This is a genomic window from Pseudonocardia xinjiangensis (assembly GCF_050948425.1).
GTDB classification, from domain to species: Bacteria; Actinomycetota; Actinomycetes; order Mycobacteriales; family Pseudonocardiaceae; genus Pseudonocardia; species Pseudonocardia xinjiangensis.
In genome coordinates, this window is record NZ_CP192009.1 from 7150161 (window position 1) to 7176042 (window position 25882).

Sequence of the window (25882 nt, forward strand, 5' to 3'; positions counted from 1 at the left end):
CCACAGCCCCGCGAGTCGCCCGTTCTGGGCGCGCGAGTCGCCCCGTTCGGGCCCGCGAGTCGCCCGTTCCCCGTCCGCGAGTCGCCCCGTTCGAGCCCGCGAGTCGCCCTTCCGGGCACGCGGGCTCAGCCCGTCATCCCGCGATCATCGCGGCCGGCCGCGGGGCCGAAGCCGCTCGCGCGGCCCACCAGCCCAGCACCACGACCGTGGCCACCTCGGTGGTCACCAGCCCCCGCTCCACCAGGCCGAGTGGCAGGAGCTGCCACCACGGCACCCCGGTCAGCGGGCTCAGCGCGACAGCCAGCACGATCGTGCCGAGCCACAGCAGCGCCAGCGCGCCCGACCACCGCGAGCAGGCCGCGAACGGGCCCCAGTGCAGATCGCCCCGCCAGCGCCTGCCCAGCGCCAGCGCCGCCGCCGGCAGGCTCACGAACGCCACCACGCTCGCGTACCGGTGCACGTAGCCGGACGGCGTCGGGCCCACAGCCCAGTTCGCCTTGTCGAACGCGACGATCAGCACCAGCGCCGCCGCCCAGACCCCGACCAGGGCTGCGGGGCGCGACCACAGTTGCACGATCCCCGCACGCACCAGCGCCAGCAGCACCAGCACCGATCCACTGGCGAGCCCCAGCACCCCCACGTCGAACATCCAGTCGGAGTCGCCGAGCGCGTACTCGCTGATCGTGCGGCGCACCGGGTTCACCCGGCCGGCCGAGACGACGTGCAACAGCCCCACCAGCACCACCGCGACCCCGACACCCACCAACCCGAATGCGGCCAACGCCCTCGTCACCGCAAGATCGGGCGGCGCGGTACCGGGCACGGAGGTCCTCCTGGGGAGCGCTGGGTGAGGCGGTGAACACCCGCCGCTACGACATTCCCACACCCAGCGACCCGTGCGATCGGCCGGTGATCACTTCCCGCGGGCGACTCACGCACTAGATGTAATGCCCAGCTGGGTTGTTGACGCGGCTGATGGGTGCGTGGCCGCCGAGGGCGGTGTGGCCGCGGTGGTGGTTGTAGGTGTGTAACCAGCCCGGTAGGGCTGCGGCGCGGTCGGTGTTGCTCGTGAACGGGCGCTGGTAGGCCCATTCCTCGAGCAGGGTGCGGTTGAACCGTTCGGCTTTGCCGTTGGTTTGAGGTCGGTAGCGGCGGGTGAACCGGGCGGTGGCGCCGAGGTCGGCCAGGGCGTCGCGCCAGGCGTGGGAGCGTCGGTAGGCCAGTGCGTTGTCGGTCATGACGCGTTCGATCCGGTGGATGCCGTGGGCGGCGAGCGCGGTGGCGGCGCGGCGGAGGAACCCGGCGCAGGTGTCGGCTTTCTCGTCGGGGTGGATCTCGGCGTAGGCCAGGCGGGTGTGGTCATCGATCGCGGCGTGGACGTAGTCAAACCCGACCCGGGACCGGTAGCGGGCGCGGCGGCGTTCGAGGCTGTCGCGGCCGTGGACCCGCCAGCCGCCGCCCTCGCGCAGCCGGCCGAGCTTCTTCACATCCACGTGCACGAGCTCGCCGGGGCGGGCGCGTTCGTAGCGGCGGATCAGCGTGCCGGTGGGGCGGTCGAGCCAGGCCAGCCGGGACAGTCCGTGGCGGGTGAGGACTGCGTGCACGGTGGAGGCGGGCAGCTCGACCAGTGGGGCGATGCGGGCCGGCCCGAGCTTGCGCTCGACCCGCAGCGCCACGATCTGCTGGACGAGTTGGTCGGGGGTGCGGTGGGGGATGCGGTGGGCGCGGCTGGAGCGGTCGAGGAGTCCGCGGGGTCCTTCCGCGCGCCAGCGGGCCCACCACTTGTAGCCGGTCGCGCGGGATATCCCGAGTTCCGCGGCGACGTGAGCGACGGGGCGACCGGCCGACACGCGCTCGATCAGCAGCATGCGGCCGTGAACGGTCAGGCGGGCATTACGGTGGGCCATGAGACCTCCGTGCAGGTGGTGAGCGTCGACAACTCACACCTCGCCCGGAGGTCTCCCCATGTTCAAGCCGACACGCCGTCAACAACGCTCATGGGCACTACAACTAGAACCGGGCGACTCGCGCACGGGAACCGGGCGACTCGCGGGGTGGGTTCGGGCGACTCGCGGGGGTGGGGTCAGGGGGTGGGGGTGAGGCCGAGGGCTCTTGCGGCCAGCTGCGCCAGGTGGACGGGTTCGCGCGTGCCCGCCTGGCGGAGCTGGGTGCGGCAGCTGAAGCCGTCGGCCAGCACGGCCACGTCGGGGTCGGCGGCGCGGACCGCCGGCAGCAGCACCCGTTCCGCGCACGCCATCGACACGTCGTAGTGCCCCTTCTCGAACCCGAAGTTGCCGGCCAGCCCGCAGCAACCCGAGTCGAGCACCTCGGCGTCGACGCCCAGCGCCGCCATGACCGCGCGGTCGTCGTCGGTGCCGAGCTCGGCGTGCTGGTGGCAGTGCACCTGCACGAGCGCCCGCTGCCCCGGAGCGACGACGCCGCCGCGGAGCTCGTCGGCGTGCTGGGCGAGCACCTCGGCGAAGGTGCGCACGCCGGTGGCCAGGAGCGCGGCGAGCGGTTCGTCGGGGAGGAGCTCGGGGCCGTCGGCGCGCAACGCCGCGGTGCACGACGGCTCGAGCCCGACGACCGGCACCCCCGTCACGAGCCACGGCTCGATGGTGCGCAGGCTGCGGCGCAGGACCCTGCGGGCGGCGCCCACCTGGCCGGTGGAGGTCCAGGTGAGCCCGCAGCACACGTCCCGGGGCGGCAGCTCCACCGTGTAGCCCAGCCCCTCCAGCACCGCGACCGCGTCGGCGGCGACGGCGGGGTCGAAGTGGTTGGTGAACGTGTCGGGCCAGAGCAGGAGCCGCCCGCGCGGAGCCCCCCGGTTCAGGAAAGCCACTTTCCTGCCCTCTGCGGACCTGAAAGTGGCTTTCCTGAACTTGGGGGACGTGTACCGGCGCGGGGCCAATCCTGGGATTCCGCGTTCCTTCGCTATGCCACCTGCTCGTTTCGCCGCCACTCCCAGCGGGCCGCGGGCGGCGGCGTTCAGTGCGCGCACCGCCCGGGCCGGGAGGCGGCCCACGAGGCGCAGCCAGCGCGGCAGGGCGCCCATCGAGTAGTGCGACGCCGGACGCACCTTGTGCCGGTAGCGCTGGGCGAGGAACTCGGTCTTGTACGCGGCCATGTCCACGCCGACGGGGCAGTCGCGCTTGCAGCCCTTGCAGGACAGGCACAGGTCGAGCGCCTCGGCCACCTCGGGGGACTGCCAGCCCTCGGTGATGACGTCGCCCGCGGCCATCTCGAACAGCAGCCGGGCGCGCCCCCGCGTGGAGTGCATCTCCTCGCCGGTGGCCCGGTAGCTCGGGCACATCACGCCGCCGTGGTCGGTGACGCACTTGCCCACGCCCAGGCAGCGGCGGGTGGCCCGGGTGAACGACCCGCGGTCGTGGGCGAACGCCAGCACGGGTTCGTCGCGCAGCGTCGGCATGCCGACGAACACGCGCAGGTCCTCGTCGAGCTTCGCGGGCCGGACGACCCGGCCGGGGTTCATCCCGTCGTCGGGGTCCCAGATCCCCTTGAACTCCTCGAACGCCGCGATGATCTCCGGCGGGTACATGCGGGGCAGCAGCTCGGCACGCGCGACACCGTCGCCGTGCTCCCCCGAGAGCGACCCCCCGTGCGCGACGGCGAGGTCGGCGGCGTCCTCCATGAAGCTGCGGAAATCGGCGATCCCGGAGGAGCTCGCCAGCTCGAAGTCGATGCGGATGTGCAGGCAGCCGTCCCCGAAGTGCCCGTAGTAGGCCCCCCGCCGCCGGTGCCGGCTGAGCAGGGCGTCGAACTCGCGCAGGTAGGCACCGAACCGCTCCGGCGGCACGGCCGCGTCCTCCCAGCCGGGCCAGGCCTCGCCGCCGTCGGGCGAGCGCGTGACGATGCCGGCGCCGTCCTCACGGATGCGCCACAGCGCCTTCATCGCCGCCGGATCGGAGACGACCACGCTCGTGGCCCCGTAGGGCTTCATCGCCGTGACGACGGCCTGAGCGGCCGCCTCGGCCTCGGCGCGGGTGGCACCGCCGGTCTCGACGTAGAGCCAGCCGCCGCCGGCGGGCAGCGCGCGAGAGGCCGTCTCCGCCGGGTTGGACGCGCGCAGCGCCGCGATCAGGCCGGCGTCCATGCCCTCGATGGTCAACGGCCCCAGCTCCCGCACCACCATGACGTGGTCGGCGGCCAGGTAGGCGTCGGGGAAGCCGAGCACCGCCAGCGCGCGGGCCGGTGGCGACTCGACGAGGCGGACCGTCGCCCCGAGCACCGTGGCGCAGGTGCCCTCGGTGCCGACGAGCGCGCGGGCCAGGTCGAACCCGTTCTCGGGGAGCAGCTGGTCGAGGTTGTAGCCCGACACCCGGCGGGTGAGGTCGGGGAACGACGCGCGCACGCCGGCGTCGATCCGGGCGGCCAGCCCACGCAACGCGCTCGGGACGCGTCCGGTGGCCGGTCGGCCAGGGCCCAGCTGCAGGCGTTCCCCGCGGTAGGTGAGCACGTCGAGGGCGTGCACGTTGTCGACGGTCTTGCCCCACGCGACCGAGTGCGAGCCGCATGCGTTGTTGCCGATCATCCCGCCGAGGGTGCAGCGGTTGTGGGTGGACGGGTCGGGCCCGAACGTGAGGCCGTGAGGGCGGGCCGCGTCGCGCAGCGCGTCGAGCACGAGCCCGGGCTGCACGCGCGCGGTGCGCGCCTCGGGATCGATCTCCAGCACGCCGTTCAGGTGCTTCGTGAAGTCCAGCACCACGGCCGTGTTGACCGCCTGCCCGGCGATGCTCGTGCCCGCACCCCGCGGCAGCACCGGCACCCCGTGGGTGCTGCAGACCGACACCGCGGCCTCGACGTCGTCGGTGTCCAGCGGGGTGACCAGCCCGATCGGCACCCGCCGGTAGTTCGACGCGTCGGCGGAGTACATGGCACGGGTGGCGGCGTCGAACCGGACGCGGCCACGGACGGCTGTGGCCAGGTCGGCGTGCAGGTCGGACAGGTCGGTGTGCTGGATGTCCGTGCTCACGGGGTTCAGTCTGAGGTGCTCGGCGCCGCCGGACCCGCCGAGCCGGACGTGGGCTTCGCCGCAGCCGGCGGGGCGGCAGGCGGGTCGGCATGCCCATGCCCGTGGCCGTGTCCATGCCCGTGGCCGTGCCCTGCGGCTCCGCCGATCGGGTCGCCCGCCCTCAGCGGCGCGTCGTGGTAGCGGCCCTCGTGGGCGATGATCGGACGCTGGTCGCCCGCCAGCTCGGGGTGCTTGGCCTCGAGCCGCTGGCGACGGTCCCACTGCCTGCGCAGCCCGGTGACGTACTCACGGCTCCCGTCGTAGGTGCCGCGCCAGGTCTGGGGCATCTGCTCCTTCGACAGCCCAGCGTCGGCGCGGCCGCCCAGGCTGAACCCGGCGGGGATCTTGCGGGTCTCCCCGCCGCACGACGGGCAGCCGGGTGCGGCCGCGTCGAACGAGGCGAGGTGCTCGAAACGCAGCCCGCACTCGCACTTGAACACGTAGATCGGCATGTGCCCCTCCGCGCCGCAGCGGCGGGGGCCGCCCCCCGCCGCTGCCGTCACCAGTTCTCGACCGACTTCGTGAGGATGTCGGCGATGTCGTCCTCGGTCGGGGTCTTCGGGCACGTGGCCAGCAGGCGCTGCTGCTTCATGGTGCCCGGCACGAGGTCGGGCACGTCCGCCTCGGTGTAGCCGACCCCGCCGATCCCGTTGGGGATGTCGATGTCGCGCATCAGCGAGATGAGCACCGACGGCAGCTGCTCGCGCGCGTCGTTCAGCCGGTCGGCACGCGGGTCCATCAGCTCCGCGGCCCGCAGGTGCCGCTCGGGGGCGCTCTCGAAGGAGAACCGGAACGCCTCGGGCGCGGTGAGCGACACCGACTGCCCGTGCGGGACCATCGGCTCCTCCTCCGGGTAGCCCCTGGGGTGGTAGTCCTTCACCATCCCGGCGATCGGATAGGCGTTGGCGTGCGGGATGTGCACCCCGGAGTTGCCGAAGCCCATGCCGGCGAAGGTCGCGGCCATCATCATGTTCGAGCGCGCCTCGAGGTTGTCGCCCTCGTGCACGGCCGTGCGGAACGACTGCGCGATGAGGGTCATCGCCTTCTCGCACCACAGGTCCGACACCGGGTTGGAGCCGCAGTACGTCACCCGCTCCTCGGGCTTCTTGCGGTCGAACGTGGAGTAGTAGCGGGCGGTGTAGCTCTCCACCGCGTGGCACACGATGTCCATGCCGGAGGCGGCGGTGACCTCGGGCGGCAGGCTCATCGTCAGCAGCGGGTCGATCACGGCGAGGGTGGGACGCAGCCGCCAGTGGCTGATCCCGGTCTTGACCTTCATCGACAGGATGTCCAGCACGCACATCGCGGTGGACTCCGACCCGGTGCCCGCCGTGGTCGGGATCGCGATCAGCGGCTTGAGCTGGCCCGGCGGTGTCTTCGCGTTCCCGATCGGCTTGTTGATGTAGTCCATCAGCTCGCCGGGATGGCTGGTGAGCAGGTTGATGGCCTTGGCGGTGTCGATGGCCGACCCGCCGCCGACGGCCACGAAGCCGTCCCACGGGCCCTGTGCGCGGGCGTACTCGGTGGCCTTGTTCATCGAGTCGTCGGTGGGCTCGACGTGCACGCCGTCGAAGATCTCCGACTCGATGTCGTAGCGCCGCAGGTTGTCGGCGATGCGCTGCGGAGCGCCGAGCGCGTGGATCCCCGGATCGGTGACGATCAGCACGCGCGTCACGCCGTAGCCGGACATCTCGAACCCGACCTCGTCGGAGGCGCCCGCACCGAACTTCAGTGGCGGCGCGCCCCAGGTGAAGATCGTCTCCTCGGTGAGCTCGACGTCGGGATGGCTCATGTGTAGGAACCCTCCGGTGCGCAGCGCAGTTCGTGGATCTGGTTCGCGTCGTGCCCGAACACCATGGTGGCGTCGGTCCGCTCCTGGATGCCGCGCAGCTTCTCGACCGACGCGTAGAACTGCTCCAGGTTGTTGACGATGGCCGCCGGCGTGGCGGGCGGCCCGTAGCTCTCGCCCATGTAGACGGCGTCGGACGTGAAGATCATGGTGCCGGTGTCGGGCAGGTCGACCTGCATCGACATGCACCCCACGGTGTGGCCGGGCGTCTCGAGCAGCGTGACGCCGGGGAGGAACTCCGTGTCGCCGGAGACCGTCTGGAAGTCGAGACCCTCGTAGTCGGTCTTGAGGTGTGCCCCGTTGAACAGGCCGCCGAACCCGAAGGCGAAGTCCCTCTCCTTCTCGTGGCAGACGAGCTTCGCGTTGGTGTTCTTGAACATCTGCGCGTTGCCGGCGTGGTCGAAATGCAGGTGGGAGAGGATGACGTAGTCGATCTCGTCGAGCCCGACGCCCATCTGGTTCAGCCGCGAGTCGAGGTACTCGTCGTCGGAGACCTTGTCGTAGGGGAAGAACTCCTGCAGGCCGGTCGGCTGCCAGCGCTCCTCCCAGTCGCGGGGGCAGCTGGTGTCCCAGAGGATCTTGCCCTCGTCGGTCTCCACCAGCACGCAGTGCGAGGGCACGTCGACCCACGGGGCGGGCGAGTTCTTGGTGCTCCGGGTGTTGATGGAACGTCCCGGCTTGATCAGCAACCAGGTCAGGTCCGCGGTCATGGCCCCGCAGGGGATCACGCTCACCTTGTTCACAGTCGCCATCGTGGTCCTCTCGACGTCGAGACGGTCTGCGCTCGCCCGCGCGTTCCTCGGCCGACCGTGGCATGTGGCATGCCACTCGTCAACGCGTCAACGTATTTCGACTGGTCGATGGATCAGGGGCGCCCCGTCCAGCCCAGGTCGACGTCCACACTTCCGGGCGGTGCTCCCGCCTCCTGCGCGATGAGGAGCTCCGCGGTGCGCAGCAGGTGCCCCCGCATCGCCTCGGCGGCGCCGTCGCCGTCACCGGACTCGACCCGGTCGAGCACCGCGCGGTGCTCGGCCACGATGTCGTCGAGGCTGCGCGACAGGCCCGCGGTGGAGACGCCGCGGCGCAGCACCATGTCCCGCAGCCCGTCGACGTACTCGGCGAGCCGCAGGTTCCCCGACGCCTGCAGCAGCACGAGGTGGAACCGGCGGTCGTGCTCCCACATCCGGTACTCGTCGTCGGCCCGCGCGGCCTTCTCCATCGCCTGGTAGAGCTTGCGCAGCTCGCGGCGGCCCGGCTCGTCGATCTGCCGGCACGCCCGCCGGGTGGCCGGCACCTCCAGCAGCAGGCGCAGCGCGAAGACCTCCTCGAGGTCGTGCAGGGTGGTCTGCAGCACGCGCACCCCGCGGTTGCGCTCGAAGCGGACCATCCCCTGCTGGGCGAGCTTGATCAGCGCCTCCCGGACGGGCGTGCGGGAGACACCCAGCTGGGTGGCCAGCGTCTGCACCGAGTGGAGCGTGCCGGGCTGCAGCTCCCCGGTGATGACGGCGGCGCGCAGGGCGTCGAGCACCTGGGCGTTGACCGTGTCGGTCTGGCGGACCTGCTTCACACCGCGCCCCTGGAGTGGATCTGCACGCCGAGGATCCTGCCAGCGGCCGTTCTCGGCCGGGACCCGCTCGCGCGCCCGGACAGCCTGGCAGCCTGTTGACCATGGCGCGCTACGAGTACCGGGTCCTGCAACTGCGAGAGAGCCTCGTCGGTGGGAAGCTCTCCGCCGACAAGCTGGAAAGGCTCCTCAACGACGAGGCGCAACAGGGCTGGCAGCTCAAGGCCATCACCTCCACCGAGGTGAAGGGCCGGATCGGCCCGGGCGGGGTGGACGGGCTGCTGGTCACGCTGGAGCGTCCGGTGGGCTGACCACGCTGGTCGCGGTCCGGCTGGTGGGTCGGCAGAGCAGCATCACGATAGGTTCGGTTGGTGGAACTGCTGGACGCCAGGTGGCACCAGGCGATGCTCGTCGTGCTCGCGGGCGCCCACCTGGCCTCCGGCGACATGCTCGGCGACCTGCTGGAGGACGCGCTCACCCCGCTGGAGGTGGCCCCCGAGCTCTACGTCGCGGATCACGAGCAGATGCAGCTGCGTCCGGTGCGCAATGCCGGCGGTCCGCTGTGGATCGACGGCACGCTGGCCGGCCGGGTCTTCCAGCTCGGGACGGTGCTCGAAGGCCGGGACGACGAGGGCCGTCGCGTGCTCTGGGTACCGCTGGTCGACGGTGCGGAGCGCCTCGGCGTGGCCCGGATGGTCGTGATCGCCAACCCGGACGACGAGGACTCGAGCAGCACGGACCCGACGCTCGCCGAGCACTGCCTGGCCATCGCGGGGCTCGTCGCGCACCTGATGGCCTCCAAGTTCACCCAGGGGGACGAGCTGGCGGTGGCTCGGCGGGCGCGCCCGATGTCCGTCGCGGGCGAGTTGCTCTGGCAGCTGCTGCCACCGCTCACCGTCGGCGGTCAGGGACTGGCGATGGCCGCCGTGCTCGAACCCGCCTACGACGTCAGCGGTGACGCGTTCGACTACGCGATCAGCACGTCCCGCGCGGACTTCGCGATCTTCGACTCGTCCGGGCACGACCTGAACGCGGGCCTGACCACCTCGGTCACCCTCGCCGCATCCCGATCCGCCCGCCGCGAGGGGCACGACATCGCCGGCGTCGCCGCCCGGATCGACGCCACGCTCACCGAGCAGTTCAGCGACCACCGCTTCGTCACCGGGGTACTCGCCCAGCTCGACCTGCAGTCGGGTCGCCTCCGCTACCTGATCGCCGGACATCCGCCCCCCGTGCTGCTCCGCGGCGGAAAGGCCGTGCGCACGCTCGACGCCGTCCTGCGCATGCCGTTCGGCCGGCTGGCGTCGCTGATCCCCCAGTCCGACGAGCTGGGCGAGGAGTACCTCGAGCCCGGCGACCGGATCCTGCTGCACTCCGACGGTGTGGTGGAGGCCAGGGACGAGAACGGCGAGGAGTTCGGCGTCGACCGGCTCGTCGAGCTGGCCGAACACGCTGCCGCGGCCCAGGTCGCCGCCCCGGAGACGCTGCGGCGCCTCGCCCACGCCGTGCGCGAGCACCGCAAGGGCGAGCTGCGCGACGACGCGACGCTGATGCTCGTCGAGTGGTCGGGGAGCGCCGCCGAACGTCTGCTCGCCCGCCCCGTGGAAGACGGAAAGGACCACTAGGGCGATTCGCTCGTGCCTGCCCGCGTGAAGCTGCCCGTGCCGGGTAGGTGCACTTGCAGTACCCGCGCGCGGACCTACCGCGAGACCCGAGAGGACCTCATCCATGCACGAGCAGGCCGAGAAGCTGCAGCACGCCGGCAACGGTGTTGCCGTCAACGGGGCGGCGGCCGCGGCCAAGGCTGAGGCCGACGCCTACCGAAACGGAGAGGACCGGCCGCTGGGCGGCTACGTGCTCGTGATGGCCGTGTTCGCGGCGCTGGTGGCGGGCGCCGCCGGCCTCGCGCGGTTGAAGCACCGCAGGCTGCCCGACGGTGTCGGCGCCTGGGACGTGCTGCTGATCGCGGCGGGCACGCACAAGCTGTCCCGCACGATCAGCAAGAACTCGGTCACCGCACCGCTGCGCGCGCCGTTCACCCGCTATGAGGGCAGGGGCGGGCCGTCCGAGGTGATGGAGGAGGTGCGGGCGGCGAGCGGGGTGCGCCACTCGATCGGCGAGCTCATCACCTGCCCGTTCTGCCTCGACGTCTGGATCGCCACCGGCTTCGCGATCGGGCTCGTGTTCGCCCCGCGCGTCACCCGGCTGGTCGCCGCGACGTTCACGGCCCTGACCGGCTCGGACTTCCTGCACCTCGCCTACGCGAGGGCCCAGCAGGCGGCGGAGGGCTAGGCCGTGTTGAGAAAGCCCCTGATCGCGGTCTTCGCGCCCAGATCGTCCCTGGCGGCGTTGCCGCCCCGACCGAGTACGCCAGGTACGACGGCTCGGAGCGGCGCCTTGCCAGGAACGATCTGGATCACGAAGCCCATCGATCAGTACTTCCTCAACACGGCCTAGGACCTGGTCCCGGAGGGCCTGGACATAGGGTCGGTGCTCGTGGACACCGCTGCCCCGTCCGAGCTGTTCGACCCCGCTGCCTGGCGGGCGGTCGACGGCTTCGACTTCACCGACATCACCTACCACCGGGCCGCGGCCGCAGGGCCGGCAGGCGGCACGGTGCGGATCGCGTTCGACCGGCCCGAGGTGCGCAACGCGTTCCGCCCCGGCACGGTCGACGAGCTCTACCGCGCGCTCGACCACGCCCGGACGACCCCCGACGTCGGCTGCGTGCTGCTCACCGGCAACGGACCCTCCCCCAAGGACGGCGGGTGGGCGTTCTGTTCCGGCGGTGACCAGCGCATCCGCGGGCGCACCGGGTACCAGTACGCCTCCGGGGACACCGCCGAGACGGTCGACCCGGCACGGGCGGGGCGGCTGCACATCCTGGAGTGCCAGCGGCTCATCCGGTTCATGCCGAAGGTCGTGATCGCGGTGGTGCCCGGGTGGGCGGCGGGCGGAGGGCACTCGCTGCACGTCGTTGCCGACCTGACGCTGGCGAGCGCCGAGCACGCGCGGTTCAAGCAGACCGATGCGGACGTGGGCTCGTTCGACGGCGGGTACGGCTCGGCGTACCTGGCGCGCATGGTGGGCCAGAAGTTCGCCCGGGAGATCTTCTTCCTCGGGCGGGAGTACTCGGCGGCCGACGCGCACCGGATGGGCATGGTGAACGCGGTGGTGCCGCACGCCGAGCTGGAGAAGGTCGCGCTGGAGTGGGCCGCGGAGATCAACAGCAAGTCGCCGACGGCGCAGCGGATGCTGAAGTACGCGTTCAACCTGCAGGACGACGGGCTGGTCGGACAGCAGCTGTTCGCGGGAGAGGCCACCCGCCTCGCGTACATGACCGACGAGGCGGTGGAGGGCCGGGACGCGTTCCTGCAGAAGCGCGAGCCGGACTGGTCGCCGTTCCCGTGGCACTACTGAACGAGACGAGCCCGCCAACAGCGTGCTCGCACCACCGCCGGGCTCAGGGATTGCCGGGATTGGTTTCCTCACAGATAAGGGAGACGACTACCAGCTGCGGCGACCCTGTTTGATTGTTGTAGGTAACCGCAACACCCGTAGGCAACTGGGCAGTTGCAGTCACGATCTGTGCCGGATCCTCGACAATCGAGAAGGACACGAGCGCATCCCCCGGCTCCTCGCATACGCGAGTAAAGGTATCTTGTCCCGGGCCAGGATAATTATAGGATACAGTTTCATAGGTAGTACCGGGGGACGGCGGAGTTGTGGTCGTGGGGGGCGTGGTGGTGGTGGAAGACACTTCCGCACCATCAGCAATGTTGACGCAATTGCCGTTCTGGTCCTGGCTCACCGACGGCAGGATCGCGCCGACAACCGTGGACGGCAGGACATCGACGTGCTGGTCGGAGCTGCAGAGGTTGACCTGGTTCCGCTGGCCGCTGTCGTCCCGGGCGTAGTCGTCCGCGAACGCCAGTGGGGTCAGCGCGAGCATCGCGGCAACGGCGCCAGTCGCCGCGATCAGCAGGTTTTTTCGCACAGGGGTCTCCTCATGTTCAGCGCCATGGAATGTCGCCGTTCGAGTCAGCGCGCTTCGACGGGGAGCCTGCGCACGCGCGCAACCTACCGCGCGCTTCACTCATACTCAAATGGCGCAACACTATTGAATGAAGAGCATACCGTCAGTCAGGTCACCCATCCGATGGTGCATATCTTCCAGGTGTCCCCGGGCCCGATACGACTCGCCGCCAGCGCAATGTGAACGAAGTTCTACGCGAAAGTGGCGTAACCAAACGGCCTGTTGCCGGACGCCGCACGCCCGGTCCGCATGACGGGCAGCCGGCGCACGGCCGTCTGTTCAGCCCGCATCTTCGGCGAAGGCGCGCAGGAAGGTCGTGACGGCGGCCCGCGCCACCGCCCACAGCTCGTCGTCCGGGACCTGCCGCGTGCCGAGCCGGGAGCGGGCCTCGCCCGGGCCGGCGAGCAGCGCGATGAACTGCTCGGCGGCCTGGACCGGGTCGAGCCTGCGTAGCCGGCCTGCCACGGAGAGCCGGGCGAGCTTGTCGGCGAGCGCCTCCGTGACGCGATCCGATGCGCGCTCGCGGACGATGTCCATGAGATCGGGGAACCGGGTGATCTCGGCATGGAGGAGCCGTCGCAGGGCCACCGACCGCTCGTCGCAGAGGCACACGAGCATGTGGTGTCCCACGGCCTCGAGCGCCGCGCGCAGGTCGGCGGCGCTGTCGTCGAGGCGATCGAGCGCGGCCAGGTGCCGTACCAGCGCGCGGTCGGCGTCGGCGGCGATCGCCTGGCGGAAGAGGCTCTCCTTGTCACCGAAGTGGTTGTAGACGGTCGGCTTGGCCACCCCGGCCTCCGCCGCGATGACGTCCACGCCTGCCTGCGCGTATCCCTCCCGGGAGAACACGGCGGAGGCGGCCGCGAGGATCGCCTCGCGCTTGTCGATCCGCCCGCGGGATGCCCTGGTCACCGCCGCATCGTATCCGCGAGGCAGTTGTTCACTACTCGCCGGATCATTAGATTGAACTGATGAGTTCATCCGTGAAGAGGATCGTCATCACCGGCGGCACCGACGGCATGGGCAAGGCGCTCGCCCTCGACCGCCTCGGCCACGGGGACGAGGTGGTGATCGTCGGGCGCGACGCGGACAAGGGCGCAGCAGTGCTCGACCTGGCGGCCCGGAACGGCGCGGCCGGGCGGGGCCACGTCGTGCAGGCCGACCTGAGCCTGGTCGCCGGGACCAGGGCCGCGATCGGGGAGATCCGCTCCCTCGTCCCGTCGGTCGACGCCCTGGTGCTGGGTGCGCGCCACCACCGCTCGCGCAGGGCGGTCACAGCCGAGGGCGTCGAGAGCACGTTCGCGCTGTTCTACCTGAGCCGGTTCGTGACGAGCCACGAGATGACGGACCTCTTCGACGCGGCCGATGCGCCGGTCGTCGTCAACGTCGCCGGGCCGAGCACCGATCCGGGAACCCTCCGGTGGCACGACCTCGAGTTCGAGCACGGCTACGACGGCATGGCGGCGCAGGTTCAGGGCGGCCTGCTCAACGATCTGCTCGCCGTCGGGTACGCGGACCACCCGCCGTCGCGGAAGGTCCGGTACGTGCTGCTCCACCCCGGCATGGTCAGCACGAGCTTCTCCGGCGAGTACGACCCCCCGACGGCGGCCCAGGTCGACGCCCTGCGCGCGACAGCCATGCCCGTCGAGAAGGGCATCGAGCCCATCATCGCGTTGCTGGACGACCCACCGGCCGAGCCGGTCAGCGCCTGGATGCGGAACGAGCCGATCCCCCGGACCGGTCCGGCCTTCGACGTCGCCGCGGCCCGCAGGCTGCGCGCCGCGACGGCGCGGCTGCTGGCCGCGCTGCCCCGGACGGGCCGGCGGCCCTACGTGATGTCGGGCGTGTCGCCCGAGCGGCTGCAGGAGGTCCTCGACTCCCCGATCTTCGCCACGGTGGCCACCGTGGCGCCCGACGGAACGCCGCAGCAGTCCGTGGTCTGGGTCGAGCGGGACGGCGACGACGTGCTCTTCATGGTGGGGGTGGGCAGCCACAAGGCGCGGAACCTGCACCGCGACCCGAGGGTGAGCGTGCTGGTCTGCCCGCCGGAGGCGCCCTACAGCTACGCCGCGATCCGGGGCACAGCGGTGTTCGAGCCCGCGTCGACCGAGCGGCTCCGCGACGACCTGTCGAGCAAATACGTGGGCCGGACGTACGCCGAGCACGTCGAGCGGACCCCGGAGGCGAAGGCCGGCCACGGTGAGGTGGTCGCGGTCCGCGTCCGGCCGGAGAGGATCGCCGGCCGGCTCTGACGAGGTCCGTCACGGCAGGGCGCGATCGGGGCTCCGCGGATCCCCGGCCCGGACGGCGAGCAGAACCGCCGTCTCCAGCTCCGCGGCTGAGGCGGCGAGGTCGAGGCTGCGGTCGCCCACCCACTCCGCGACCACCCCGTCCAGCGCGCCGCCGATCACGACCGCCAGCGCCCGGGTGTCGAACGGCCGGAACACCCCCGCCTCCTGGCCGAGCCCCAGAATCGTGGCGACGCCCTGCCAGCGGCTCGCGGCGGCAGGCGTGCCGGGGGCGAACTCCCGGTCGCCGTCACGGTCGCGCACCAGCCCCTCGACCAGGACGCGCAGGTGCGCCGGGTGCTCACGCAGGTAGGCGATCGTGCCGCGGAGGTAGGCCACCAGCATGGCCTCGGGGCCTGTGGCCGCGTCGACCAGCGCCCCGACCGCCGCGGCGTAGGAGGCGATGACGTGGTCCAGCGCTGCCTGCATCACCGCGTCCTTCGACGTGAAGTGGTACAGCACGGCGGCCTTGGATATCCCCGCCCGCTCGGCGATGCCCGCCAACGACGTCCGCCCGGGGCCGCGCTCGGACACCAGCTCGATCGTGCAGTCGACGATCTGGCGGCGACGGGCTTCCTCGACGAACGTCGGCGGGCGCTCAGGCATCGCGGGAACGTACCCGCCACAGGGAGACGCCACCCAGCAGCATGATCCAGCCGACGAGGGAGACCGCGGCCGTGACAGGAGCGAGATACTCGGCAGTGCCCGGCACGGACACCCCCGCCAGACCGTGCACCGCGGCCGCAGGCAGCAGCGGGGCGACGACGTCGAGACCGGGAACCCAGCCGGTGAGCACCGGCAGCAGCAGAACGGCGAGCGCGACCACCACCCCGCCACCTGTGCTGCGCAGGACCAGCGCGGCGGCCAGGGCGACGAGCGCGTAGAACACGGGAGCGAGCGCCGACCCCGCGGCGAGCCGGGCCAGCGGGGCGTCGAACGGAGCGGCCTGCAGCCCGGCGCCGAGCAGCACGAGCTGCCCCGTGAGCGTGCACAGCACAGCGGCGGCGGCGGATGCTCCCAGCGCAACCAGGCCGACGACCAGCGCCTTCGCCGCCACGACCCGTCCACGGCGGGGCGTCAGCAGGAACGTGGGCTGGGCCAGGCCCGACGAGTACTCCGATCCCGCGACCGACGCCCCCATGACCATCAGCACGATCGCCGCGACGTCGATCCCCACGAGCGCGGCCCTGACCACCTCCGCGGCCGGCATCGCGTCGACCCCGCGGCCCTGCGTGAGCGGCAGGCTGACGACGAACAGCAGCGCCATGAGCGCCGCCGCCAGCACGGCCGTGACGGTGAGCCACGGCAGCGAGCGCACCGACCGGAACTTCGTCCACTCCGAACGGACCGTGGCGTTCACACCCGCTCCCCCTCCCGCGCGGTGAGCGCGAGGAACGACTCCTCGAGGCCGCTCGCCCACGGGGTGAGCTCCCGCAGCGCGATCCCGTGCTGGAGCGCGAGGCGCCCGATCCGGTCCGGTGTCACCCCACGGACCTCCAGCCCGTCCGGCGTCACCGTCACGGTCGCGCCCTCACGGCGCAGCGCGTCGCCGAGTACGCCGGCCGCCTCCACGTCGGCGGGTGCGACGCGCACGGCAGCCGCCCGCCCGCGCAGCTCGGCGACGTCGAGCGCATCGACGAGCCTGCCGCCGCCGATCACGACGACCCGCTGCGCGGTGTGCTCCATCTCGTTCATCAGGTGGCTGGACACGAACACCGTGCGCCCCTCGCGGGCGAGCCCCTGCAGCAGGGAGCGAACCCACCGGATGCCCTCCGGGTCGAGCCCGTTGAGCGGCTCGTCGAGCACCAGGACCCCCGGGTCGCCCAGCAGAGCGCCCGCGATGCCGACGCGCTGGCGCATACCGAGCGAGAACGTGCCGAGCCGCCGGTCCGCCGCGTCTGCGACGCCGACCTGCCCGAGCACCTCCTCCACCCGCGCCCGTCCCAGCCCGGCCGCGTCGGCCATCCAGCGCAGGTGGGCCCGCGCGCTGCGCCCGGGGTGCATACAGCGCGGATCCAGCAGCGCCCCGACTTCGCGTGCGGGCGAGCGCAGGTCCTGGTATCGGCGGCCGGCGACGGTCACCGTGCCGGACGTCGGCGCGTCCAGGCCGAGCACCATCCGCATCGTCGTCGACTTCCCGGCTCCGTTGGCGCCGAGGAAACCCGTCACCGCCCCGGGCCGGACGTCGAACGTCAGATCGTCGACCGCGAGTACCTGCCCGTAGCGCTTGGTCACACCGCGCGCACTGATCATCCGTCCCCCCGGAACAGTCACTGACCGATCGGAAGAATATATGACTGATCGGTCAGAACACTACCGCAATCCTCCGCCGGGCGGCGGCGACCGCGCCGGCGGCACACTGCAGTGGTGCAGCAGGGACGGCGCGTGCGGAGTACGGATCGTGCTTTCGGCAGGACAGCGGCGAGATCGTCGGCCGTCGTGGCGGTGAGCCGGTGAGCGATCTGCGGATCGTCGAGGTGGACGGGTCGCCCGCCGCGGTCGCCGAGCTCGTCAGCGCCCTGCGCGACGCGCTCGACGGAGGGCCTGCCCTGCTGCCCCGGGCGCCCGGCGCGTCCGCCACCCCCGCGGCCCGGCCGGACCCTGGGGCAGCTCTCGTGATCACGACGTCGGGCTCCACCGGAGTCCCCAAGTTCGTGGTGCTGTCGGCCGCCGCGTTGCGCGCGTCCGCCCGGGCCACCATGGACCGGCTCGGCGGCCCGGCGGCCTGGCTGCTCGCCCTCCCCGCCGAGCACATCGCCGGAGTGCAGGTGGTCGTCCGTTCGCTGCTCGCCGGAGCGGCCCCGGCCGTCCAGGACCTGCGGGAGGGCTTCCGGCCGGACGGCTTCGCGGCCACCACCGCGGCCCTGCCCGGTGACAGGCGCTGCACGAGCCTGGTGCCCACCCAGCTCGCCAGGCTCCTGGACGCCGGCGGCGCCGCGCTCGAGGCGTTGTGCAGCTACGACGCCGTCCTCGTCGGCGGGGCAGCACTGGGTCCGGGGCTGCACGCGCGCGCCGCCGCCGCGGGCGTGCGGGTCGTCACCACCTACGGGATGAGCGAGACGGCCGGTGGCTGCGTCTACGACGGCGTCCCGCTGGACGGCGTGCGCGTCGACCTCGACGAGGGTGGCCGGATCCGGCTGGGCGGCCCGACCCTCGCCGACGGCTACCTCGGCGACCAGGCCGGGACCGCGGCGATGTTCGACGACGGCTGGTTCCGCACCACCGACCTCGGCCGGTGGCGCGACGGGCGGCTCGAGGTGCTCGGCCGCGCCGACGACGTGATCATCACCGGTGGCGAGAACGTGGCCCCGGCGGCGGTGGAACGCGTGCTCGTCACGCAGCCTGGCGTGCGGGCGGCCTGCGTCGTCGGCCTGCCGGACGCGGAGTGGGGCCAGGTGGTGGCGGCGGCGGTGGCCGCGGCACCCGGCGACGACGAGCCCGATGCGGTGCGCGCGGACCGCCTGCGGGCCGCCGTGCGCACGGAGCTGGGACGCGCGGCGGTGCCGCGGGTGGTGCTCACCGTGGCCGAGATCCCGCTGCGTGGGGTGGGGAAACCCGACCGCCGGGCGGTGGCTGGGCTCCTCATGACGGAGCGCGACCCGGCCGGCTGAGCCGCGTCACCCCATGGGGGCGCCTACTCTCCGTTGATTGACCACTACCGTCCCGTCCTATGTCCTGAGCCCCAGTAAGCACACCAGTCGCACTGGTAACAGGGGGGACGGCGACATGAGGCTGCGCTCGGCAGCGGCACCATTCGCATCACTGGCCCTCGTCGGCGCGCTCGCGGTGGGCGTCACGCCACCGGCGGCCGCGCAGCCCGCGGTGCTCGCCATCTGGACCCCGGACCTCACCACGGGCGAGCCCGCCGGCGTCCGGCTCGACGGTGGCTCCGTCCGCCTGGACGGTGCCGGCGCGTACCTCGCGCCCGTCGAGGAGGGGTCGGCACCCCGGGGCGCCGCGGTGCCGACCGGACTGCTCACCCTCCGGCCCCAGCAACTTCCCGGCGCGACCGACCGCGTCGTCACCACCGTCGTCGGCGACGTCCCCGCCGGGAGCGACGCCGTCGTCGACGTCCGGGGACGCCGCGCCGCCACCGGCGGCTGGACCGAGTGGATCCCCGCGGAGCCCAGCGCCGGAGGCATGGTCGCGGAACTGCCCGAGCCCACATCGGAGGTCCAGGGCAGGCTCGTCATCACGGGCCCACCAGGATCCGGTCCCACTGTGCGCGGAATCACGCTCGCCGCCCAGCCCGCCACGGGACGGCTCGCCCAGGCAGGCGCCGAGCAGGCGGCGGTGCACTACCGCGTCTTCGCCACCAGGGAAGGGCTGGTCGGAGGCACCACGGCCAACGGCCATGTGATCACCGAGCGCGACCACTTCGTCGCGTTGCCGTCACGGCGGGGGCTGTCCCCCCGTGACACCAGCGACTACTCGGTCAAGGTGTGCGCCCCGAACGGCCGCTGCGCCTTCGCGCCCGTGTGGGATGTCGGGCCCTGGAACACCCGCGACGACTACTGGAACCCGCCATCGGTCCGCCAGGAATGGCGCGACCTCCCGCAGGGACTGCCCCAATCCCAGGCCGCGTACAAGAACGGGTACAACGACGGTAAGGACCAGTTCGACCGGACGGTCCTCAATCCGGCAGGGATCGACCTCGCCGACGGATTGTTCTGGGACGCACTCGAACTGGACGACAACGCCTGGGTCACGGTGGACTATCTGTGGACGGGCAACGAGCGCCTTTCCGCGGTCGTCGGCGACCTGCCGGTGCTGGCGGCGCCCGACCCCGCCGCCCCACCGGTCGGGATCGCCGCGAACGGGGCCGCGGTGCCCGTGCAGTGCGTGCTCGGCCAGGGCGCCGATCGATGGTTGCGCATCGGTGCGGGCCAGTACCTGGCAGGGGCGGCGGTCCCCGACATCGGGGCGCCGCCGGGCTGCGCCACCGCGGTCACCGGCACGCCGGACACCATGGGGCGCACCGCCGGATAACGTCTCGTCCGTGGCCACCATCGCGCAATGGATCGAGGGCGCTCGCCCCCGCACCCTGCCCACCGCCATCTCACCGGTAGTGGCCGGCACGGGAGCGGCGATCGGCGCCGGTGTCGTCGCGCCAGGTCGAGCGGTGCTGGCCCTGATCGTGGCAATTGCCCTGGTAGTGGGCGTGAACTTCGCCAACGACTACTCCGACGGCATCCGCGGCACCGACGACGAACGCGTCGGCCCGCTGCGGCTCGTGGGGTCGAAGGTGGCCGAGCCGACGACGGTGCGCGCCATCGCGATCGTGAGCTTCTCGATCGCCGGCCTGGCGGGCCTCACGCTCGTGTCGCTGAGCCGGCAGTGGTGGCTGATCGCCGTCGGCATCGTGTGCATCGCCGGAGCCTGGTTCTACACCGGCGGGAAGCGGCCCTACGGGTACTCGGGGCTCGGCGAGGTGGCGGTCTTCGTGTTCTTCGGCCCCATCGGGGTGCTGGGCACGGTGATCACGCAGAGCGGCCCGCCCACCGCGCTCGCCGTGGTCACCTGCGTCGGAGTGGGAATGATCACATGCGCGGTGCTGGTGGCGAACAACCTGCGTGACATCCCGTCGGACACGGTAGTGGGGAAACGCACACTCGCCGTGGTGCTCGGCGACGCCGACACCCGGCGCCTGTACGTGGCACTGGTGACGGTGCCGCTGCTCCTGTCGGCGCTGGCCGGGCTGCGGAGCTGGCCGATGCTGTTCGGCCTGCTCGCACTGCCTCTCGCGGTGGGCCTGACCCGTCAGGTGCTCAGTGGGGCGGACGGCCGCAAGCTGATCCGGGTGCTGGCGCAGACGAGCGTGCTCCTGCTCGTGTGGTCAGCCCTCACGGCCGTCGGACTTGCGCTCGGACAGATCGTCTGAGTTCTGCACACCCTCACCGCGCAACCGGGCCCGGAGCGCCGCACGCTCCTGTGACCTGCGGTTTCGGCTCTCCGAGAGCGCGGCGTCGAGGCGTCCGCGCAGCCCGCGGAACACCACCATCGACAGGGGCAGCGCCACGATCAGGCCGATCAGCAGCGCAATGAGGAGCGGTGTGCCGGCCAGCAGCATGAGCACGGTGACAACGGCGACCAGAGCGAGCCGCGCAAGCACATAAAGCCCTACGGTGGCAGCAAGACCCGGCCGCTGTCCCGCGGCCGGGCGTCCGGTGGGCGAGGTCATGTCCTGAGCCTACGTCCGCCGTCGATGCCCCCTCTGCAGTGTCCGTTTCGTGTCCGGTTCGTCCTTGAAGAGCCCTTTACCTCCGGACAACCGTTCGAGTACGTGGGGTCCCAGGTGTCACGATGGCCCGGAAACGCCCCACGGCTCTGGAGGTCCACATGACAATCACGACTACTCAGGCCAGCAGCAACGAGCGCCTGCTCACCCCGGGCGAGGTGGCTGCTCTCTTCCGCGTCGACCCCAAGACCGTGACGCGTTGGGCGTCCGCCGGCCGGATCGGCTCGATCCGTACCCCCGGTGGACACCGCCGCTTCCGGGAGTCGGAAGTGCGGAGCATGCTGGCCGACCTCACCAGCGAGGCCACGTTACCGCCGTCGCGTCCCTGAGAGGCCTGGTCGCAGCGCTGCTCGTGACGGAGCGGACAACGGGCCGACTCTTCACCACCCTCGTGCCCGGCCTCCGCTAACCTCGACGACGGAGGTGGTTGGAGTGTTGTTCCTCATCGCGTTCGTCGGCGCCGCGATCATCGCTCTGGTGCTGTGGAAGGCGATGAGCAGCGGCGGCCCGCAGGTTCCGCAGCCGCCTCGTCGGCCCACCACGGGATCTGGCAGGCCGCGGGTCAACGGACCGGACGACGACCCCGACTTCCTGCGTCAGCTCGACGAGAAAGTACGGCGACGGGAAGATCCGCCCGGCGCCTGAGCCGGCCACCCCCGGTCCCCGCGGGCCGGGGGGGCTCCGGCCCCTCGCATCAGCAGTTCACCGACAAAGCCCCGCTCAGCAGGCCTGACGGACGGCGTCCGTGGCAGCTGCCACCCGCACCACCTCAGACCACCACGCCCTCGAAGGCGTCGGCCACCGCGGCGGCCAGCTCCAGCAGCGCAAGCTGCGTGTCCGGTTCCAGCCGCTCCAGGTCGACCTCGGCGCCCTCCTCGAGGTGAGCGTCGAACGGGATCCGCACCACAGCCCGGCAGCGCGCCGCGAAGTGTTCGGCCACCCGGTCCAGATCCACCCCGCCCGACGACCGGTGCACGCAGTTGAGCACCGCCACCGAGTTGCGCACCAGGTCGCCGTGCCCGTGAGCGTCCAGCCAGTCCATCGTGGCCGACGCGCTCCGCGCCCCGTCGATCGACCCCGACGACACGATGATCAGCTGGTCGGCCATACCCAGCACGCCGTACATGGCGGAGTGCATGAGACCGGTGCCGCAGTCGGTGAGCACGATGTTGTAGAAGTGCTCGAGCAGGGTGACCGTGCGCCGGTAGTCCTCCTCGCTGAAGGCCTCCGACACTGCCGGGTCCTGCTCGCTCGCGAGCACCTCCAGCCGGGACGGCCCCTGCGAGGTGTAGGCGCGCACATCCGTGTAGCGGCGCACCCGCTGCGCGTCCCGCAGCAGGTGGCGCACCGTGGCGCTGGTCTCGAGCGGGATCTTCTGGCTCAGCGTGCCGCGGTCGGGGTTGGCGTCGACGGCCACCACGCGGTCGCCGCGGTGTGAGGCGAAGGTGGCCCCGAGTGTCGCCGTCACCGTGGTCTTGCCGACCCCGCCCTTCAGGCTGAGCATCGCGATCTTGTAGCAGCCCAGCAGTGGCTTGTTCACGCGTGCGGTGAGCTCCCGGCGGCGGATGTCGGCGGGGCTCTCGCCCGGGTTGATCGCGCCCCCGGTCAGCGTGAACACCAGCCGGCGCCAGCCGGACTGCGGCGGCCGTGGAGCCGGACGCAGCAGGCGGGCCGAGGACAGGTCCGTCGCCTGCCGGCTCGAGCCGCTGCGAGCCTGCTGTGCCTCCTGCGCTGCCACGGCGCCCGGATCGGTCCACCGGGCGGTGCCGCGCGGCGGGGTCGGGCCGCCCGTCGGGTCGGGTCCGGCGGGGCGGACCGGCTGGCGCGGCATCGGCGCGCCCGGACGCCCCGGTGGGAACTGCGGCTGCTGCGGGACTCCGGCAGGGCCGGGACGGGACGGCGGAGCCATGTGGCCCGCGGTGCCGGCGGCCGGCGCCGGGTTCGCCATCGGCGGGTGGGGCGGCGCCGGGGACGCGACGCCGCCGGAGCCACCGGGAGGAGTGAGCGGTGGGAGCGGGGCGGGCTCGGGCTCCGGGGCGGACGACGACGCGGACGACGACGCGGGCGGCGGGGCAGGGCGGCTGGGCAGGGTGCCCCACCGCTCCCGGACGTAGCGACCCACTGAGCCGTCCGGGTAGTCCCGGTCGTCCCCGGGATCACGCTCCGTCATCGGGCTCCCCCGTGCGCGCACCGCTGATCACCTGCACGAATGCCGACGGTAGTCGTACCGCACCGTCATGGTCGAGACGCGGACGGGTGCCGCGTGTCGCACGCCCGATCAGCCGAGTCCCGCGTAGGAGTGCAGACCCGAGACGACCATGTTGATGAAGAACAGGTTGAAGATCACCGCGGCGAAACCGGCGACGTTGACCCACGCGGCCGGCCCGCTGCGCCAGCCTGCCGTGGCGCGGGCGTGCAGGTAGGCGGCGTAGATGACCCACGCGACGAACGCGACGGTCTCCTTCGGGTCCCAGCCCCAGAACCGTCCCCACGCCGCCTCGGCCCAGATCGCGCCGGCCATGATGGCGAACGTGTAGAGCGGGAACGCGATGATGGTGATGCGGTAGGCGAGGCGGTCGAGGGCGTCGGCGCTCGGCAGCCGCTCCGCGAAGCCCTCCAGCTTCCCCGAACGGCGCAGCAGGAACAGCAGGCTCGCCACGCCGGGAACCATCAGGAGACCCGACGCGATGCTGACCGTCGTGACGTGCACCACGAGCCAGTACGACTGGAGTGCGGGCATCACCGGCGCGGCGGGCGCGTAGAGCACCGTGCCACCGAGGAACAGCAGGATGACCACCGGCAGCAGCACGAACAGGCCCATCGGCCGCGACGCGGGCGACCGCCGGAGCACCACGAGCCACGCGACCACGGCCGCCAGGCAGATGGCCGAGGTGAACTCGTACATGTTGCCCAGCGGCCAGCGCTGCGCGGCGAGCCCGCGCAGCACGATCGACGCGGCCTGCAGCACCGCCCCGAGCACGACCAGGGACACGCCCATCCGCCCGTAGCGCTCGGCCCGGCCGGGCCCGGACCCGTCGCGCGGGGACGCATCGGGTGGGGGCGCATCGGTCTCGACGGCCGGGCCACCGGCGCCGACGAGCACGCCCTTGGCGGACCGCTGCACGGCGTACTCGGCGCCGTGCAGGACCATCGCGAGCACGTAGACGCCGACGGCCGCCATGAAGAGGCGGTCGCTGTAGAGGGCGAATTCGGTGAGCATCAGCCGTCCTTCGCTGCCGTGTTGGGGCCGTCGGCCCCGGAACCGTCGACTTCTGCGCCGGTGTGGGGTGCGTCCAGGAGGTCCGCCCGTAGCCGGTCGAACTCCTCGCCGTAACCCGCCCGGTCCGTGCGCGCCAGACCGCCGATCTCGACGACGGTACGGGTGCCGTCCGCGGTGGGGGTGAGCCTCGCCCAGAAGCGGCGCCTCCGGATGCTCAGCGACAGCCCCAGCCCGATGAGCATGAGCACGGCGAACACGAGCACGGTGTCCTGCCCGGGGTCGTGGCTGATCTGCAGCGCGACCCACTGCCGCACGTCGTCGAAGGTGACGATCGTCCCGTCGTCCAGGGTGATGGACTGACCGGGGACGAGGTTGGCGCGCGCGACCTGCTTCAGCTGGCCCGAGTCGATCTTGCTCTGGTCGACCTCGAAGATCGACTGGCCGCGACCGTCGTCGAGCCCGAGGTCGCCGCGGAGCACGTCGACCGCCACCTCCGGGTCACGCAACGCCGGGAACACCGAGGTCACGACCTGGCCCCCGGAGCTCGTGGGCGCCAGCAGCCCCGTGATCGCCAGCTGGCTGGTGCGGCGCTTCTCCTCGTCGGTGACGCCGGGCGGCTCGAACTTGGTGGCGCCCTGCGAGAGGTACGTAGTCGCGTCGACGGGCTGCCACTGGATCTCACCGGTGCGCTTCTGCCCGTCCGGGAACGTCACGGTGAACCGCGGCGCGTAGCCGTGGTTGATCAGGTAGACGCGGCTGCCGTCGAGGCGCAGCGGGCTGTTGACCTCCAGCGGGTACGGGCGCCACTGGTCCACCCGGCCCGCGTTCAGGTCGTCGGTCGTCTGGTAGCCGATGGAGGCGCGGTAGCTCTCGGGCTGGCCGTCGGGCAGGTAGCTGGCCTCGAAGTCGTTCACCCGCACGCAGAACGGCTGGAGGTTGGTGCCGTCGACGCGCAGGCCGGCCTGGAAGGAGTCGTACCCGAGGATGCCGGTGTTGCAGAACTGCCCGCCGTCGGCCAGCACGATGACCTGGCCGCCGTAGCCGTACAGCTTCCCGGCGCCGAACCCGACGAGCAGCCCGATGAGGCTGAGGTGGAACAGCAGGTTGCCGAACTCGCGCAGGTAGCCCTTCTCCGCGGAGATCGTGCGTCCGGAGCCGGTGGCCGTCTCCACCTTCCGCCAGCCGCGCAGCCGGTGGCGGACCCGCTCCGCCGCCTCCTCGGGCCCCACGTCGAGGGTGGCGCTGCCGTGGTGCGGGAGCCTGCCCAGGTTGCGCGGGGTGGCCACCGGCGCCGCGCGCATCGTCTTCGCGTGCTCGATCGTGCGCGGGAGCACGCATCCCACCAGCGAGATCATCAGCAGCAGGTAGATCGCTGCGAACCACGGGGCCGCGAAGACGTCGAAGAAGCCGAGGCGGGACAGCAGCGGGGCGATGCTCGGGTGGTCGGTGAAGTACTGGTCGACGAGCTGCTGGTTGAGCGAGCGCTGCGGCAGGAGTGCACCCGGCATCGCGGCCAATGCCAGCAGGAACAGCAGGATGAGCGCCGTCCGCATCGAGGTGAGCGCGCGCCACGCGTTCCGCGGTATCGCGAGTCGCCCGCCCTTCGGGCGCGGGTCGCCCGACTCCGGTGGGCGGGTCGCCAGCTCCGTGGACGCCAT

Annotated in this window: 26 protein-coding genes; 10 read left to right on the plus strand and 16 right to left on the minus strand. The window is 72.1% G+C overall.

Features of this window, described 5'->3' with window-relative positions; translation table 11 throughout:
* Positions 1-133 precede the first annotated feature (133 nt).
* The 7 genes from ACQPZA_RS33740 to ACQPZA_RS33770 form a co-directional block, all read right to left on the minus strand.
* Entirely contained in the window at positions 134-823 is a 690-nt protein-coding gene (locus tag ACQPZA_RS33740) for a DUF998 domain-containing protein (protein ID WP_433276208.1), read from the minus strand.
* A gap of 115 nt (positions 824-938) precedes the next feature.
* Complete coding sequence (locus ACQPZA_RS33745) at positions 939-1907, minus strand: IS481 family transposase (protein WP_433276210.1); 969 nt, start codon at positions 1905-1907, stop codon at positions 939-941.
* Between the two features lie 176 nt (positions 1908-2083).
* Positions 2084-4993, minus strand: coding sequence for an FAD-binding and (Fe-S)-binding domain-containing protein (locus tag ACQPZA_RS33750; RefSeq protein ID WP_433276212.1), 2910 nt, complete (start codon positions 4991-4993; stop codon positions 2084-2086).
* A 5-nt stretch (positions 4994-4998) separates the two neighbouring features.
* Positions 4999-5484, minus strand: coding sequence for an FmdB family zinc ribbon protein (locus ACQPZA_RS33755; protein ID WP_433276214.1), 486 nt, complete (start codon positions 5482-5484; stop codon positions 4999-5001).
* A gap of 47 nt (positions 5485-5531) precedes the next feature.
* Positions 5532-6824, minus strand: a complete 1293-nt coding sequence (locus ACQPZA_RS33760; protein ID WP_433276216.1) for a hydroxyacid-oxoacid transhydrogenase — start codon at positions 6822-6824, stop codon at positions 5532-5534.
* Positions 6821-7633, minus strand: coding sequence for an N-acyl homoserine lactonase family protein (locus ACQPZA_RS33765; RefSeq protein WP_433276218.1), 813 nt, complete (start codon positions 7631-7633; stop codon positions 6821-6823). Before ACQPZA_RS33765 ends, ACQPZA_RS33760 begins: the two co-directional genes overlap by 4 nt.
* A 113-nt stretch (positions 7634-7746) precedes the next feature.
* The gene (locus ACQPZA_RS33770; protein ID WP_433276220.1) at positions 7747-8448 is read right to left on the minus strand and encodes a GntR family transcriptional regulator; all 702 of its coding nucleotides are present in this window, start codon (positions 8446-8448) and stop codon (positions 7747-7749) included.
* Between the two features lie 101 nt (positions 8449-8549).
* On the opposite strand from ACQPZA_RS33770, the gene ACQPZA_RS33775 reads away from it, so the two are divergent.
* From ACQPZA_RS33775 to ACQPZA_RS33790, 4 genes are all read left to right on the plus strand, one after another.
* Positions 8550-8756, plus strand: coding sequence for a DUF4177 domain-containing protein (locus tag ACQPZA_RS33775; protein WP_169400399.1), 207 nt, complete (start codon positions 8550-8552; stop codon positions 8754-8756).
* A gap of 60 nt (positions 8757-8816) precedes the next feature.
* Entirely contained in the window at positions 8817-10070 is a 1254-nt protein-coding gene (locus tag ACQPZA_RS33780) for a PP2C family protein-serine/threonine phosphatase (RefSeq protein ID WP_433276222.1), read from the plus strand.
* Between the two features lie 103 nt (positions 10071-10173).
* Positions 10174-10737 carry a DUF1360 domain-containing protein gene (locus ACQPZA_RS33785; protein ID WP_433276224.1) on the plus strand — a complete coding sequence of 188 codons (564 nt, stop codon included), beginning with the start codon at positions 10174-10176 and terminating at the stop codon, positions 10735-10737.
* A 204-nt stretch (positions 10738-10941) separates the two neighbouring features.
* Complete coding sequence (locus ACQPZA_RS33790) at positions 10942-11865, plus strand: 1,4-dihydroxy-2-naphthoyl-CoA synthase (RefSeq protein WP_433276226.1); 924 nt, start codon at positions 10942-10944, stop codon at positions 11863-11865.
* 43 nt (positions 11866-11908) lie between these two features.
* Here the strand turns inward: ACQPZA_RS33790 and ACQPZA_RS33795 are convergent, their stop codons facing one another.
* Positions 11909-12442, minus strand: a complete 534-nt coding sequence (locus ACQPZA_RS33795; protein ID WP_433276228.1) for a hypothetical protein — start codon at positions 12440-12442, stop codon at positions 11909-11911.
* A 318-nt stretch (positions 12443-12760) separates the two neighbouring features.
* Positions 12761-13390, minus strand: coding sequence for a TetR/AcrR family transcriptional regulator (locus ACQPZA_RS33800; protein WP_433276230.1), 630 nt, complete (start codon positions 13388-13390; stop codon positions 12761-12763).
* Between the two features lie 59 nt (positions 13391-13449).
* Between ACQPZA_RS33800 and ACQPZA_RS33805 the strand changes: the two genes are divergently transcribed.
* A complete protein-coding gene (locus tag ACQPZA_RS33805; RefSeq protein ID WP_433276232.1) occupies positions 13450-14730 on the plus strand; it encodes a TIGR03618 family F420-dependent PPOX class oxidoreductase in 1281 nt (426 codons plus the stop codon).
* Between the two features lie 9 nt (positions 14731-14739).
* Here the strand turns inward: ACQPZA_RS33805 and ACQPZA_RS33810 are convergent, their stop codons facing one another.
* Genes ACQPZA_RS33810 through ACQPZA_RS33820 form a run of 3 tightly spaced genes read right to left on the minus strand, consistent with a single transcriptional unit; the run spans position 14740 to position 17019 of the window.
* On the minus strand, positions 14740-15372 hold the full coding sequence (locus tag ACQPZA_RS33810) for a TetR/AcrR family transcriptional regulator (protein WP_433276234.1): 633 nt from the start codon (positions 15370-15372) through the stop codon (positions 14740-14742).
* Complete coding sequence (locus ACQPZA_RS33815) at positions 15365-16126, minus strand: hypothetical protein (protein WP_433276236.1); 762 nt, start codon at positions 16124-16126, stop codon at positions 15365-15367. The genes ACQPZA_RS33810 and ACQPZA_RS33815 overlap by 8 nt, the downstream gene beginning before the upstream one ends.
* Entirely contained in the window at positions 16123-17019 is an 897-nt protein-coding gene (locus ACQPZA_RS33820; RefSeq protein WP_433276238.1) for an ABC transporter ATP-binding protein, read from the minus strand. Before ACQPZA_RS33820 ends, ACQPZA_RS33815 begins: the two co-directional genes overlap by 4 nt.
* A gap of 209 nt (positions 17020-17228) precedes the next feature.
* Here ACQPZA_RS33820 and menE point away from each other — a divergent pair, with 209 nt between their 5' ends.
* From menE to ACQPZA_RS33835, 3 genes are all read left to right on the plus strand, one after another.
* On the plus strand, positions 17229-18377 hold the full coding sequence (gene menE, locus ACQPZA_RS33825; RefSeq protein ID WP_433283095.1) for an o-succinylbenzoate--CoA ligase: 1149 nt from the start codon (positions 17229-17231) through the stop codon (positions 18375-18377).
* Between the two features lie 115 nt (positions 18378-18492).
* Positions 18493-19755: a hypothetical protein gene (locus tag ACQPZA_RS33830; protein WP_433276240.1), complete on the plus strand. Its 1263-nt coding sequence runs from the start codon at positions 18493-18495 to the stop codon at positions 19753-19755.
* Positions 19756-19765: 10 nt separating this feature from the next.
* Positions 19766-20647, plus strand: a complete 882-nt coding sequence (locus tag ACQPZA_RS33835; RefSeq protein ID WP_433276242.1) for a 1,4-dihydroxy-2-naphthoate polyprenyltransferase — start codon at positions 19766-19768, stop codon at positions 20645-20647.
* Here the strand turns inward: ACQPZA_RS33835 and ACQPZA_RS33840 are convergent.
* Complete coding sequence (locus ACQPZA_RS33840; RefSeq protein ID WP_433276244.1) at positions 20603-20947, minus strand: DUF4229 domain-containing protein; 345 nt, start codon at positions 20945-20947, stop codon at positions 20603-20605. The two genes, ACQPZA_RS33835 and ACQPZA_RS33840, sit on opposite strands and share 45 nt — an antisense overlap.
* A 158-nt stretch (positions 20948-21105) precedes the next feature.
* Here ACQPZA_RS33840 and ACQPZA_RS33845 point away from each other — a divergent pair, with 158 nt between their 5' ends.
* Both ACQPZA_RS33845 and ACQPZA_RS33850 read left to right on the plus strand, forming a co-directional pair.
* Positions 21106-21333 (plus strand): BldC family transcriptional regulator, encoded by a 228-nt coding sequence (locus ACQPZA_RS33845; RefSeq protein ID WP_169400036.1) that lies wholly within the window; start codon positions 21106-21108, stop codon positions 21331-21333.
* Between the two features lie 103 nt (positions 21334-21436).
* Positions 21437-21649, plus strand: coding sequence for a hypothetical protein (locus ACQPZA_RS33850; protein WP_433276246.1), 213 nt, complete (start codon positions 21437-21439; stop codon positions 21647-21649).
* A 124-nt stretch (positions 21650-21773) separates the two neighbouring features.
* Here the strand turns inward: ACQPZA_RS33850 and ACQPZA_RS33855 are convergent, their stop codons facing one another.
* From ACQPZA_RS33855 to resB, 3 genes are all read right to left on the minus strand, one after another.
* Entirely contained in the window at positions 21774-23174 is a 1401-nt protein-coding gene (locus tag ACQPZA_RS33855) for a MinD/ParA family ATP-binding protein (RefSeq protein ID WP_433276248.1), read from the minus strand.
* Between the two features lie 108 nt (positions 23175-23282).
* Complete coding sequence (gene ccsB, locus ACQPZA_RS33860; protein WP_433276250.1) at positions 23283-24224, minus strand: c-type cytochrome biogenesis protein CcsB; 942 nt, start codon at positions 24222-24224, stop codon at positions 23283-23285.
* Complete coding sequence (resB, locus tag ACQPZA_RS33865) at positions 24224-25882, minus strand: cytochrome c biogenesis protein ResB (protein WP_433276252.1); 1659 nt, start codon at positions 25880-25882, stop codon at positions 24224-24226. The genes ccsB and resB overlap by 1 nt, the downstream gene beginning before the upstream one ends.